Annotated in this window: 14 protein-coding genes; 13 read left to right on the forward strand and 1 reads right to left on the reverse strand. The window is 37.3% G+C overall.

Annotated features, from left to right (window positions below; translation table 11 throughout):
• The first annotated feature begins 7 nt into the window (after positions 1 to 7).
• The 7 genes from fmt to FC27_RS00445 are packed head-to-tail and all read left to right on the forward strand — an operon-like array spanning position 8 to position 7,296.
• Positions 8 to 961: a methionyl-tRNA formyltransferase gene (gene fmt / locus FC27_RS00415; protein WP_010623668.1), complete on the forward strand. Its 954-nt coding sequence runs from the start codon at positions 8 to 10 to the stop codon at positions 959 to 961.
• On the forward strand, positions 954 to 2,276 hold the full coding sequence (rsmB, locus tag FC27_RS00420) for a 16S rRNA (cytosine(967)-C(5))-methyltransferase RsmB (protein WP_010623667.1): 1,323 nt from the start codon (positions 954 to 956) through the stop codon (positions 2,274 to 2,276). The genes fmt and rsmB overlap by 8 nt, the downstream gene beginning before the upstream one ends.
• A gap of 18 nt (positions 2,277 to 2,294) precedes the next feature.
• Positions 2,295 to 3,038: a Stp1/IreP family PP2C-type Ser/Thr phosphatase gene (locus FC27_RS00425; RefSeq protein WP_010623666.1), complete on the forward strand. Its 744-nt coding sequence runs from the start codon at positions 2,295 to 2,297 to the stop codon at positions 3,036 to 3,038.
• Positions 3,039 to 5,048 (forward strand): Stk1 family PASTA domain-containing Ser/Thr kinase, encoded by a 2,010-nt coding sequence (pknB, locus tag FC27_RS00430; protein WP_010623665.1) that lies wholly within the window; start codon positions 3,039 to 3,041, stop codon positions 5,046 to 5,048.
• Between the two features lie 6 nt (positions 5,049 to 5,054).
• Positions 5,055 to 5,945 carry a ribosome small subunit-dependent GTPase A gene (gene rsgA / locus FC27_RS00435; protein ID WP_010623664.1) on the forward strand — a complete coding sequence of 297 codons (891 nt, stop codon included), beginning with the start codon at positions 5,055 to 5,057 and terminating at the stop codon, positions 5,943 to 5,945.
• Between the two features lie 12 nt (positions 5,946 to 5,957).
• Complete coding sequence (rpe, locus tag FC27_RS00440) at positions 5,958 to 6,629, forward strand: ribulose-phosphate 3-epimerase (RefSeq protein WP_010623663.1); 672 nt, start codon at positions 5,958 to 5,960, stop codon at positions 6,627 to 6,629.
• 1 nt (position 6,630) lies between these two features.
• Entirely contained in the window at positions 6,631 to 7,296 is a 666-nt protein-coding gene (locus FC27_RS00445; protein WP_010623662.1) for a thiamine diphosphokinase, read from the forward strand.
• A gap of 134 nt (positions 7,297 to 7,430) precedes the next feature.
• Here the strand turns inward: FC27_RS00445 and rpmB are convergent, their stop codons facing one another.
• A complete protein-coding gene (rpmB, locus tag FC27_RS00450; RefSeq protein WP_010623661.1) occupies positions 7,431 to 7,616 on the reverse strand; it encodes a 50S ribosomal protein L28 in 186 nt (61 codons plus the stop codon).
• A 177-nt stretch (positions 7,617 to 7,793) separates the two neighbouring features.
• On the opposite strand from rpmB, the gene FC27_RS00455 reads away from it, so the two are divergent.
• The 6 genes from FC27_RS00455 to rnc all read left to right on the forward strand — a co-directional run bounded on the left by FC27_RS00455 (position 7,794) and on the right by rnc (position 14,055).
• Positions 7,794 to 8,162, forward strand: coding sequence for an Asp23/Gls24 family envelope stress response protein (locus FC27_RS00455; RefSeq protein ID WP_010623660.1), 369 nt, complete (start codon positions 7,794 to 7,796; stop codon positions 8,160 to 8,162).
• A 24-nt stretch (positions 8,163 to 8,186) separates the two neighbouring features.
• Positions 8,187 to 9,875, forward strand: coding sequence for a DAK2 domain-containing protein (locus FC27_RS00460; protein WP_010623659.1), 1,689 nt, complete (start codon positions 8,187 to 8,189; stop codon positions 9,873 to 9,875).
• An 84-nt stretch (positions 9,876 to 9,959) separates the two neighbouring features.
• Positions 9,960 to 11,999 (forward strand): ATP-dependent DNA helicase RecG, encoded by a 2,040-nt coding sequence (gene recG, locus FC27_RS00465; protein WP_010623658.1) that lies wholly within the window; start codon positions 9,960 to 9,962, stop codon positions 11,997 to 11,999.
• 12 nt (positions 12,000 to 12,011) lie between these two features.
• Positions 12,012 to 13,016 carry a phosphate acyltransferase PlsX gene (plsX, locus tag FC27_RS00470; protein WP_010623657.1) on the forward strand — a complete coding sequence of 335 codons (1,005 nt, stop codon included), beginning with the start codon at positions 12,012 to 12,014 and terminating at the stop codon, positions 13,014 to 13,016.
• A 21-nt stretch (positions 13,017 to 13,037) separates the two neighbouring features.
• Positions 13,038 to 13,280: an acyl carrier protein gene (acpP, locus tag FC27_RS00475; RefSeq protein ID WP_010623656.1), complete on the forward strand. Its 243-nt coding sequence runs from the start codon at positions 13,038 to 13,040 to the stop codon at positions 13,278 to 13,280.
• An 85-nt stretch (positions 13,281 to 13,365) separates the two neighbouring features.
• The gene (gene rnc / locus FC27_RS00480) at positions 13,366 to 14,055 is read left to right on the forward strand and encodes a ribonuclease III (RefSeq protein ID WP_010623655.1); all 690 of its coding nucleotides are present in this window, start codon (positions 13,366 to 13,368) and stop codon (positions 14,053 to 14,055) included.
• Positions 14,056 to 14,064: the final 9 nt, after the last annotated feature.

Here is a 14,064-nt window from a genome sequence, read left to right on the forward strand (position 1 = left end):
TAGTTATATGACAAGTGTGATTTTTCTTGGAACACCCGAATTTTCAGCAACAGTTTTGAAGGGGTTGATTGCAGCGGATTATGATGTTTCTGCTGTGGTGACACAACCAGATAAACCAGTTGGTAGAAAGCAAAGATTACAGGAAAGTCCTACTAAGGCCTTAGCTAGAGATGAGAATATTGAAGTTTATCAACCAGCTAAATTACCAGGTAGTGAAGAGATCGAAATTTTAAAGAAGATCAAACCAGATTTCATCATTACTGCAGCTTATGGACAATTTTTACCTGATTCATTTTTGCAATCAGCTAAAATTGCGGCCATCAACGTTCACGGATCACTGTTACCGAAGTATCGTGGTGGAGCACCGATTCAGTGGGCATTGATGAATGGTGATAAAGAAACTGGTATTTCCATTATGTATATGGTCAAAGCAATGGATGCAGGGGATGTCATTAGTACAGCTAAGATCCCAATTGAAAAAAGTGATGATAACGGTAGTCTCTTTGACAAATTAGCTATTGTTGGTCGTGATCTGTTATTGGAGACGATCCCCAACATCATTTCCAAAGATATCAAACCAGTTAAACAAGATGAATCAAAAGTTGTCTTTTCTCCTAACATTTCCAAGGAACAAGAACATTTGGACTTTTCACGATCTGCTGATCAATTGTTCAATCAAATCAGAGGTTTAAGCCCAAATCCCGGTGCTTGGGTCGATCTTGATGGTAAAAGAACTAAGATCTACCAAACTTCAGTCGAGTTACTAAACAGTAATCAAAAACCGGGCACTGTCGCTGAAGTTACACATAAGAAATTAGTATTAGTTGCCGGTGATGGTAATGGGATCTCAATTGAAAAGATCCAACCAGCTGGCAAGAAAATAATGGAAGTCAACAACTATTTGAATGGTGTTGGCAAGAATTTAACAGAAGGGCAACAAGTGGTTAATATAAATGAATAATTCTCGTGCGTTAGCAGTTGAGGTACTATTAAAGGTTTTGCGAAACAAAGCATACTCGAATATCGAGATAAATAATGTTTTGAAAAAGAGCGACCTTTCCAATGCCGATTCAAGATTGATGACCAACATCGTCTACGGAGTTTTGCAACATAGGTATGTTTTGGAATATCAAATTAAGCCTTATATCCAAGATAAGAAAGTTGAACAATGGGTCATGATTCTTTTGATGACGGCCGTTTATCAAATGCAATATCTTGATAAAGTTCCTGAACATGCGATTTTCAATGAATCTGTCGAAATCGCTAAGGCAAATGGGAACAAAGGCGTGGGCAATTTTGTGACGGCTGTTTTACGGAATTATCAACGTCACGGGTTTCAAGAGTTACCAAAAGGCAACTCGAGTCATGCTTTGAGTTTGCGTTACAGTACACCAATCTGGTTGGTTGATTTGTTGATCCAACAACAAGGGATGAACAAAGCCAAAAGTGTCCTGGAATCGATCAATCAAGCCTCAGATATTTCTATCCGGGTAAATACTAATAAGATCTCCGTTTCAGATCTTAGTGAAAAGTTGTCCTCACAGGGATTTGATATGAAACCCAGTCAAATATCAGCAGTTGGTCTAACTTGTCCGCATGGTAATCTAGTGGACACTGAAGAATTCCGTCAGGGGCTGTTTACCATCCAAGATGAAAGTTCAATGACAGTAGCACCTGCGTTGAATTTGAAAGATGACGAACTGGTTCTAGATAGTTGTGCTGCTCCTGGTGGCAAAACAACTCATATCGCTAGTTATTTAACTAATGGTTCGGTTATGGGCTTGGATATTCATAAGCCTAAAACTAAATTAATACAAGAAAATAGCCAACGACTAGGTTATGAGGATATAATTAAAACTAAGGCATTAGACGCTCGCAAGGCTAAAGATGCTTTTGAACCAAATAGTTTTGACAAGATTTTAGTTGATGCTCCTTGTTCTGGACTTGGTTTGATCAGACGGAAGCCTGAACTAAGATATTTTAGAAAACCAGAAGATCTTTTAGATCTTCAAAAAATACAACTTCAGATCCTTAATAGCTTAACAACGTTGTTGAAACCAAACGGGATCATGGTCTTCAGTACTTGTACTTTTGATGCTGAAGAAAATGAAGATGTAGTTATGAAATTCTTGCAATCAAATAATGATTTTGAGGTTATCCCAGTCAAACATGAACAAGAGCTAGATAAGAACGTTCATGATGGTGTCTTAAAATTATTACCAGATGACTATTTTACAGACGGATTTTTCATTGCCGCTTTCAGAAAAAAACAATAATGAGGCAAGGTCAATTTTATGGATTATGCATTGCTGACTGATGTCGGTAGACTCAGGGAAAATAATCAAGATTACGTGAATGTCTTTAAAAACCAAAAAGGTATTATTTTTGGTATCGTTGCCGATGGAATGGGTGGTCACCGTGGTGGTGACGTAGCCTCAGATATGGCTGTTTCACACCTAGGCCATACGTTTGAAGAAACTAAGATTTCAGATGTTGATGATCTTCGTGAATGGATTCTTAAAGAAATCAGTAAAGAAAACGATCGAATTATTTCAGTTTCCAATCAATTTGATGATTTGAATGGAATGGGAACGACTATGGTCGGCGTCTTCTTTACAAAAGATAAGATGGTCGTTGTCAACGTTGGTGATTCACGTTGCTATGTTTATCGTCAAGGAAAATTAGAACAACTTAGTGTTGATCATTCACTAGTTCATGAATTAGTTGAAACAGGTCAAATTAGTCCTGAAGAAGCTGAAAATCATCCACAGAAAAATATAATTACCCAAACATTAGGTGTATCGCAAACAGTTCAACCTCGAATCAAAAATTTTGATCTGATGGATGATGCGATCATCTTGTTGTGTTCAGACGGATTGACGAATATGGTCTCGCAAGCGGAGATCATTGATGTTTTATCTCGTGATATCAGTTTGGATGAAAAATGTCATATCTTGATCGACAAAGCTAATGAAGGTGGAGGTCGTGATAATATCACCACTCTACTTTTTGCTTCGGAAAGTCGAGGTAAAAAGTAAATGGATAAAGGTTACCTAGTTGGCAATCGTTATGAAATAATTCGTACCCTTGGTGAGGGTGGAATGGCCAATGTGTATTTAGCTAACGATATTAGAACGAATCAAAAGGTAGCCGTTAAAGCTTTACGTTATGACTTACAAGATGATGAATCCGTTAAGAGAAGATTTGAGCGTGAGGCTAAGGCTACAGGTACTTTGTCACACCCCCATATTGTTAACATTTTGGATGTTTGTAATGATAATGGTAATCAGTACATTATTATTGAATACGTTCATGGACCAAATTTAAAAAAATATATTCGCGAGCATTTTCCGATTCCTTATCATGAAGTAGTCGATATCATGGAACAAATTTGCTCAGCTGTCGCTGAAGCACATGCTCACGGAATAATTCATCGTGATTTGAAACCAGAAAACATTTTAGTCGATGATTCTAAAGATCCGATACAAGTCAAGGTTTCTGATTTCGGAATTGCTTTGGCTTTAAGTGATCGGTCGATCACGAGAACAAATTCATTATTAGGTTCGGTCCACTATATGTCACCTGAACAGATACGTGGTGGTTCGGCAACTGCATTGTCAGATATTTATGCATTAGGGATCATTTTATATGAGCTGTTAGCTAAAACAGTCCCATTCCAAGGTGATACCGCTGTGGCAGTGGCATTAAAACATTCAAAAGAGGATATTCCGGATTTACAAAAAATCGATCCCAATATTCCTCAAGCATTGGAAAATGTCGTTTTACGGGCAACTGCCAAAGATCCGAATCAACGTTATCAAGCAGTTACTCAAATGCACGATGATTTAAGTACTTGCTTGTTACCAGAGAGAGCTGGAGAAAAGAAATTTGTTCCGATTCCAACTAATCCGATGGCAAATAACAACTTGGATGAAACTCGTGTGATGCCACCACTTCATGAAACGGGTCAGAGACGTTTGGAACCCCCGAAAAAGAAGAGCAAGAAAAAGCGAAATATTATTGTCGCTTCGATAATTGCTGTTTTAGCCGTTATTATCTTGCTTTTCATGGTCTTCAAAGGGAATCAAGAAACAACGGTCCCAGATCTCGGTAATTTGACTCTCAAGCAGGCTAGGGTCATGCTTCGAGGAGCCGATTTACAAGTCGGAAACATCACCAAAGAAAATGATGACAATGTTGATGCGGGTCATGTGATTCGGTCGGTACCTAATAAAGGATTAAAGATGAAAAATAATGCTGATGTTAATTTGGTCGTGAGTTTAGGGGCAACTTATTATAAGATGCCCAATTTAGTTGGTAAGGAATACGACGATATCTCAGACAATTTATCGAAGCGTGGGTTCAAAGTTAAATTGAAATATATGGCTAATAATAATTACACCGCAGGAACGATTTTGCAGCAAAGTGTTTCTCCAGGTAAGAAGGTTATTGCTAAGAAACAAACTTTGACGTTAACGTTAGCAAAAGCTCAACCAGCTCGTAAGAAAGTTACACACGTTAGAGATTTAACAGGCTACAATCTCAAGAGTATTCAAGATTATGCTAAAGAAATTAATGTTACTCTAGATGTTTCATATGATTTTTCAGATTCGATTTCTGATGGGCTTTTGATCAGTCAGACACCAAGTGCCAATAGCGTTATCAATCCAGGAGATACACTATCAGTTACAATGTCGAAGGGACCTGAAGATTCTAAAAACAACTCCACTAGCGATAGTGATTCAAATAATGATAGTAACAATAGTAGCAGTAATAATAACAACAACAGTAATAATTCAAGTAACAGCACTAAGACTGTAACTAGAAGTATCAACATTCCTTATACGAATGATGGTACGAATTCACCAAACAAAGTTACTATCTATCTCGGAGATAACAACCATAATGTTTCGAATGTTTATCGGACCATGAATATTTCTCAAGATACGCCGTTAACTTTGAGTTTTAGTTTAAAAGATGGACAGACAGGGAACTACACGGTTGAAAATAATAACTCGACCGTTTTGAGTGGTTCAGTAAGTGGGTAATTGCCAATGGAAAGACAAGGTAGGATCATTAAATCAATCAGTGGCTTCTATGATGTGATCGACCAACAAACAGACGAGTTAGTTAGGACCAGAGCTCGCGGGAATTTTCGTAAACGTGGTATCAAACCGGTCGTTGGTGATCTGGTCAATTACGAGAATAGTGGAGACTTAGGATACATTTTGGAATTATTACCAAGACGAAATAGTTTAGTGAGACCACCAATAGCTAATATTGACCAAGCAATTGTTGTTACTTCAGCTATTGAGCCTAAGTTTTCTAGTAACTTACTTGATAAGATCTTAGTTAATATCGAACACAATGGGATAAAACCACTGATTTTTTTAACTAAGACTGATTTGATCAGTTTGACAGATTATCAATCTTTAAAGGATACCTTGCGAGGTTATCAAATTGCCGATTATCAAATTTTCGACGATCAAGATAGTTATAATCATAAGCAGTTGCAACACTTGGAAAATGAATTTACTGACAAAGTAACTGTTTTTACCGGTCAATCTGGAGCTGGAAAATCCACATTGTTGAACCATATCAATCCCGATTTAAATATTGCGACGGCAGAAATTTCGCAAACTTTGAATCGTGGTAAACATACGACTAGACAAGTTTCATTATTTGAATTGTCAGGCGGTCTAGTTGCTGATACACCTGGTTTTTCATCCTTAGAATTGATCGATATCGATAAAGATGAATTACCAACGCTTTTCCCAGAATTTTTGAAATATAGTCCGGAATGTCAGTTTCGTGGTTGCAAACACGTCAATGAACCAGGCTGTATGGTCAAAGAAAAGGTAAATTCTGGAGTGATAATGCAAAGTAGATACGACAATTACTTGTATTTCTTGAATGAAATAAATTCATACAAAAAACGATACTGAGGGGTAGAAGTTATGACAAATAAGATTGCACCATCAATATTATCAGCGGATATTATGAACTTGGAAAAGGATGTAAAAATGGCTGAAAGAGCCGGAGCAGATTTATTCCACGTTGACATCATGGACGGACATTTTGTACCAAATATGTCCTTTAGTCCCAGTGTCGTAGCAGGAATGAAACGTGTCACAGACAAGCCATTGGATGTTCACATGATGGTCGACAATCCTGATGATTTCATTAAACCCGTTGTTGATGCTGGAGCTGACACGGTCTTGATTCATGCTGAAAGTACTAATCATATTTATCGTTCCATTGAATTGGTCAAAAGTTTGGGAGCCAAAGCAGGTGTCGTTATTAATCCGGGAACTCCATTGGAGAACGTTAAATACTTATTCCCAATTATTGACCAAATCTTGGTGATGACAGTTAATCCAGGTTTTGGTGGACAAAAATTTATCCCAGGAATGTTGAAAAAAATTCAACGTTTAGACCAATTGCGTCAGACTACTGATGATGACAATTTCGAAATCGAGGTTGATGGTGGCGTTAACGAACAAACTATCAAACAATGTTCCGAAGCCGGAGCTGATATTTTTGTAGCTGGTTCATATTTGTTTGCTGGCGAAGGAGAAGAAGAATTTTCAAAGAAAATCGCAAATTTAAGAAAATTAGCGGAAGACTAAAATGAAAAGAATAAATATCCTATTAGGAGGCCCTAAGAGCGATTATCCAAGCGATTTATTGAATAATGCATCAATCATACCTGGCAAGTGGGTCGGGGCTGATAGAGGCAATTTATATTTAATTTCACATGGGGTAATGCCGGAGATGGCTATCGGTGATTTTGATTCAATCAACAAGAAAGAACAAAAATTGATCAAAGAAAATATTCCTGACTTTGAAAAATTTCCTCCGGAAAAAGATGATACTGATTCACAGTTGACGATTTTGGCAGCGCATGAAAGATTTCATGCTGAACACTATTATATCTATGGTGCGACCGGTGGAAGAATTGATCATTTTTTAGTAAATTTATATCTGCCATTTGACAAAAGATTTGCTGACTTTTATGATCGAATGTATTTTAAATCGGCTAACAATACTATCAAATTTTTCAAACCAGGGACTTACACAATTTATCATGAGAATGGTATGAAGTACGTTGCTTTTGTTAATCTTGGCCCGGTGACTAAGCTTACTTTAAAAGATGCTAAGTATAAGTTAAAGGACTTTGATTCTGATCATCCGATTAGTTGGGCAAGTAACGAATTTGTAAAAGACACGATCGATTTCAGCTTTGAGAGTGGAGTAGTTGCCGTTATTCAAAGTCGTGATAAGAGTAAAAATTAGTTAAACTGATTTTTATCTTTTGATCTAGATATTTAAAAAAGGAGCCCCAAAGTTAATTTGGGACTCCTTTTTATATAGATTTGGTCACTAAAAAAAGACCATCTAAGATGATCTTTTTTTAAGTAATAAATAAATTATACGCGAGTAACTTTTCCTGATTTCAAAGCTCTTGCTGAAACCCAAACGCGTTTAGGTTTACCGTCAACCATAATACGAACTTTTTGCAAGTTTGGCTTCCAAGAACGTTTTGATTGATTAAAAGCATGTGAACGCTTGTTACCGAACACTGTCTTACGGCCTGTAATAATATCTTTTGCCATGGGACCGACCTCCTTTGGCTACATGTTTTCTTTTAAAATATCACCTGACTAATTTACCATACCAACCAAATCAAATCAATAGGATAATTAATATCAGCTTAAATCTTTAATTAAAAATCTGGCTATGATAAAATTTTAATGTTTATAGTACATTGATCCAGATAGGAGAATCTAACAATGGCAATAACAATCAATACAAAACACGGTCAAATCGATATCTCGAATAGCACAGTCGCATCAATCGTTGGTGGGGCAGCTTCAGACATTTATGGTATCGTAGGAATGGCCAGTAAGAATCAACTAAAAGACGGTATGAACACCATCTTGAAACGTGAGGATTTCTCACGTGGAGTTGTCATTCATCAAGAAAATGATAAACTTGCCGTTGATGTCTATATCATTGTGGGATACGGTATTAAGATATCTGAAGTGGCAAAAAATTTAAAAGAAAAAGTAAAATATAATTTAGAAACAATGCTTGGAACGCCAGCTGGCACTGTGAATGTTTACGTACAAGGAATTAAAGTTTTAGATGATATTAAATAGGATTTGCTGGTTGGAGGAGAAATTTTGAGTATAGAACGTATTACTAAGAAAGAATTTTCTGATATGGTCCGTGTAGCGGCCCATCGACTTGAGAAAAACGCGAAGTTTGTTAATTCTCTAAATGTGTTCCCGGTTCCCGATGGAGATACCGGAACTAACATGAGCTTGACTATTCAAAGTGGTTTCAAATCGGTCAACGAATCAGAGGCTGCCACAGTTGGTGGCTTAGGAAAAGCCTTGGCTAAGGGATTGTTAATGGGTGCTCGTGGTAACTCTGGTGTTATTACGTCACAAATTTTCCGTGGATTTTCAAAAAGCATCGAAAGTAAAGATGATCTTACTGCTGATGATCTAGCTAAAGCTTTTGATGATGGTGTAAAGACCGCCTACAAGGCTGTCATGAAGCCAGTTGAGGGAACAATTTTGACAGTCGCTAAATACGGAGCAAACGCTGCTGTAGAAGCTACCAAGACTTCTGACGATATTGCGGTTATTATGAAAGCCGCTTTAGATGGTGCTAAAGAAGGATTGGCTAAGACACCATCGCTATTGCCAGTTTTGAAAGAAGTTAACGTTGTCGATTCTGGTGGTCAGGGATTAGTATTCATTTACGAAGGTTTCCTAGAAGCTTTAACAGGGGAAACTACAGCTGAAAGTGATGAATATACACCTAATGAAGGTGAAATGGATGAAATGGTCAATGCGACGCATCACCAATCTGTTCAGGGCCAATTCACTAATGAGGACATCAAGAATGGTTACTGTACTGAAATGATGGTCGAATTAGGTCAAGACCCTACGTCTGATGAAACTTTTGACAACGACAAAATGAGAGATTACCTAAGTACAATCGGTGATTCACTGATCGTTGTCTCTGACGATGAAGTTGTCAAAGTTCACGTTCACACCAACTACCCACGTAAAGTTTGGGAAGAAGGACGCAAATTTGGGTCACTTTCCAAAGTTAAGATCGATAATATGCGTATCCAACACGAAACTATCGTCGATAAAGACGAAGTCGTTCCTGCTCCAGCTGAAAAGAAACCAGCCGGTCCAATCGATTATGCTGTGATCGCAGTTTCAACTGGTGATGGTCTAGCAAAACTTTATGAAAGTTTAGGTGTCACTAATATTATTAGTGGTGGTCAAACAATGAACCCATCAACTAACGATATTGTTGATGCTATCAATGCTGCTAATGCTAAACGTGCTTTAATATTACCAAATAACGGAAATATCATTATGGCAGCTAAACAAGCTGCTGGATTAGTTGATATTCCCGTTGCAATCGTACCTTCAAAGACGATTTTTCAAGGAATGACAGCAATGTTGTCATTTAATCCCGATGCAGATCTCGATGAAAACGAAGCTAACATGGAAGACTCACTCGATACCGTCAAGAGTGGTCAAATTACTCAAGCAATCAGAGATACTTCGATCGATGGTCTAGAAATAACTAAAGGTCATTATATGGGTATCGTCGACGGTAAGATTCAAGTTGATAATGCCGATATCGTTGTAGCAACTGAACAAATGCTTGATAAAATGATCGATGAAGATAGTGAAGTTATCACAATCATTATTGGTCAAGATGGTAATCAAAAAGATGCTCAAGCAGTTTCTGATTATCTCGATGAAAAGTATGAAGACTTAGAGACCGAGATCCATCAAGGAGATCAACCAGTATATCCATATTTAGTTGCAGTTGAATAGTTTTCCATTATGAAAGAAGCTAAGACTTTGTCACGGCTTCTTTTTTCAATCTACTTCTGAAATATTCATTGAGAGGGAGGCAGTATGAATTTACAGGAGATTTCAGTATCCACTTTATCTGGAGTTGGTCCTAAACGGATCAGCGCATTAGAATCACTCGGTATCAAATCAATTTATGATCTACTGTTTTACTTTCCCTTTCGATACGAAGATATGGAAGTAAAGAGTTTGAACGACGCTGTTGATCAAGAAAAGATCCTTTTAAAAGGCGTTGTAGCCAGTGATCCGGTCGTGGCTCACTTTGGTTATCGCAAGAATCGGCTAAATGTCCGAATCTTAGTCGAAAATGAATCAATCATGGTGACCTTTTTTAACCAGCCTTGGTTAAAAGATAAGTTTGAGACGGGCAACGAAGTAGCCGTTTATGGTAAATGGAATGAAAATCATCGTGCTCTAACTGGTATTAAAGTCATTGGTGATAGTCATTCAGAAGGTTCAATCGATTCAGTATATTCAGTAAATAAAAATATTCGTCAGAAAACTTTAGTGAATATGATCAAAGAGGCTTTTGATAAGTATCATCAAGATATCATTTCAGTTATTCCTGAGAGTATCATTCAAAAGTATCAATTGATGCATGATGAACAAATGGTCAAAGGGATGCATTTCCCACAAGATGAGAATGAAAACGAAGCGGCAAGAAGAAGCGCTAAATTTCGAGAATTCTTCTTGTTCGAATGTGGCATTCAAAGCGTTAAGGCGCGTGACAATCAAGAAAATGATGGCCTAGTTGAAAGCTATAATCAGGAATTCATCGACCAATTCATTGATAAATTGCCCTTTAAGCCAACTAATGCTCAATCAAGGGTCATCAAAGAGATTCTTGATGACATGCAATCTAAACATCATATGAATCGTTTGCTGCAAGGTGATGTTGGTTCGGGAAAAACAATCGTGGCGGTAACTGCAATGCTTGCGTCAGTCACGGCCGGATTTCAAGCAGCTATTATGGCGCCGACCGAGATCTTAGCCCAACAGCATTTTGATAAAATTAGTTCGCTGTTAACACCCTTAAAACTGAAAGTCGGTATCTTAACTGGTTCACAGACTAAAAAAGAACATGATACGATTGCCGAAAATGTTGCTCAGGGTCGGATCAATGTTGTTGTAGGTACACATGCTTTGATCCAGGAAAGTGTCAGTTTCAAAGATCTAGGCTTAATCGTAATTGATGAGCAACATCGATTTGGTGTTAACCAAAGAAAAGCTCTGAGATTGAAAGGCAATAATCCTGATGTTTTAGCTATGACAGCGACGCCGATTCCTCGGACTTTGGCAATCACGACCTATGGGGACATGGATGTCTCGAGAATCGATGAGTTACCAGCAGGAAGAAAGCCAATTGATACTTATTGGATCAGAAGTCAAAAAATCGAGCAAATGTATCGTTTTGTTGAAAAAGAGTTGAAGACTGGTGCCCAAGCATATGTGGTCACACCGCTGATTTCTGAATCAGAAAAAATCGATTTGAAAAATGCTGAAGTAATTTTTGATAAATTCAATGAATTGTTTGCTCCTAAATATAAAATTGGTTTACTGCACGGACAAATGCCAAATGATGAAAAAGAACAAGTTATGAGTGAGTTTAGCTCTCACAAATTAGACGTTCTTGTCTCAACGACTGTTATTGAAGTCGGGGTTGATGTGCCTAATGCCACTTTAATGGTGATCTATGATGCCAATCGTTTCGGCCTATCGCAGTTACATCAGCTCAGAGGACGTGTTGGCCGAGGGCAGAAACAATCATATTGTATTTTGATTGCCGATCCTAAAAATGATATTGCTTTAGAAAGAATGAAAATCTTAACTTCAACTAATGATGGGTTCGTTTTAGCTGAAGAAGATTTAAAAATGCGTGGTTCTGGAGATCTGCTCGGAAGTAAGCAGTCAGGATTGCCTGACTTTAAAGTTGGTAATCCAATCGTTGATTTCAACATCTTAGAAACCGCTCAGCAAGAAGCTGAACAAATGTTTAAGGATGCAGATACGATAGAAAAACCTGAAAACAAAGTGTTAAAATTGTTTTTAAGTGTTGAGTTTGAACAATTAAATAATTTCGATTAGCGAGGAATAAAAATGAAAATAGCTGTAGACGCAATGGGTGGCGATAATGCCCCGCAAGTTGTAGTTGAAGGTATTGAAAAAGCCCGTAATGAATGGTCAGATATAGAGTTTGTCCTTTATGGTGATGAAACAAAGATCAAGAAATATCTTAAAGATGATAAGAATATTACTATCGTCCACACTGATGAAGAAGTTTTAGGAACTGATGAACCTGTTAAGGCTATCAGGACTAAGAAAAATTCATCGATGGTCAGAGCTGCGAAATCTGTCAAAGATGGTGAAAATGATGCAATGTTTTCATTAGGGAATACCGGTGCTTTGTTAGCTGCTGGTATTTTCATCATCGGTCGGATCAAACAAGTCGATCGGCCAGCTTTGATGCCTACTTTACCAGTTACAAATTCACCATTAGGTGTAAATATGCTCGATGTAGGTGCCAATGCAGAAGCAAAGGCTAGTTACTTACAACAATGGGCTGTCATGGGATCTATTTATGCTCAAGATGTTAAATCAATCAAGGAACCAAGAATTGGTCTTTTGAATAATGGTTCTGAAGAAGATAAGGGCGATACTCTTCACAAAGAAGCCTATGAATTACTTTCAAATACTGAAGAGATCAATTTTATCGGTAATGTTGAATCGAACGATATTTTAGCTGGTGTTGCAGATGTTATCGTGACGGATGGATTTACAGGAAATGCAGCTTTGAAGGCCACTGAAGGAACTGCAACGATTTTATTAAAAGAATTGAAAAAAGCTTTGATGGACAATGGTTTCTTTACTAAAATGGGTGCAGCTATCATTGCTCCATCTCTAAAGGGTATCAAAGCAATGTTCGACACTTCTCGAGCTGGTGGAGCTGTTTTATTAGGTCTCAAATCTCCAGTTGTTAAGGCGCATGGTGCCGCTAATGTCGAAACTATTTTCTATACTGTAAAACAGATTTATGATATGTTGCTTAATGATACAATCAATAAAGCAAATACTTATTTTGAAAAAATGCAAAAAGAGCAATAGTTGCTATTGAAGGAGAAAAATATGTCTGAACAAGAAGTTTTTGATAAAATCGCTAGTCTTTTAGCTGATAAGTTTGAAGTGGATAAGAGTACGATTACTAAAGAGACTTCTTTTACCAAGGATTTAGATGCCGATTCAATTGATTTAGTTGAATTCGTTTTGGAACTAGAAGAAGAATTTGGTAATGAGATCCCAGATGATGATGCTGAAAAGATCACCACAGTCGGGGAAGCCGTTACATATATTGCAAATAACAAAAAATAAGACCATTTGGTCTTATTTTTTTGTGTAATCAATTATTTAACTTTAAAATTTAGTATAATAGTAAGTATTTGAAGGGAGTCGAAAAATGTTAGATCCTAAATTTTTTGAATTATTAAAAGAAGATTACGGAATTACTTTCAATGACAAAAAGATGGTTGAAAGAGCGATGACACACTCTTCATACGATAATGAACACAAAGAACTTAACATTGGAGACTACGAACGTTTGGAATTCTTAGGGGATGCTGTACTAGAAATTAATATTTCCGAATATTTATTTACCCACTTTCCTGAATTACCAGAAGGAAAATTGACACGTTTGCGGTCAGACATTGTTAGAACAGATAGTTTTGCTAAGTTTGCAAAACAAATCCACATTGATAAATATTTACAAATCGGTCGTGGAGAAGAAAAACAAGGGGCGCGTTCACGCCACACTTTGTTAGAGGACATATTTGAAGCCTTCAACGGTGCATTGTACCTTGATCAGGGTAACGACGTTGTTGAGCAATTCTTGACTCAAGTTGTTTATCCACATATTGCTTCAGGTGAGTTTTCTGAAGATACTGATTTTAAAACACACTTACAAGAAAAGTTACAAAAATCTGGCGAAGTCGACATTGACTATCACGTGGTCGATGAAGAAGGACCAGACCATGATAAAAAATTTGAGATCGAATTGATCGTTGACAACAAAATTTTATCAAAGGGCTATGGATACAGTAAAAAACATGCTGAACAGATGGCTGCCAAGCGTGCATTAGAAGAATTATAGGAGTTTAGT

The sequence above is a fragment of the Companilactobacillus versmoldensis DSM 14857 = KCTC 3814 genome (assembly GCF_001434295.1).
GTDB classification, from domain to species: domain Bacteria; phylum Bacillota; class Bacilli; order Lactobacillales; family Lactobacillaceae; genus Companilactobacillus; species Companilactobacillus versmoldensis.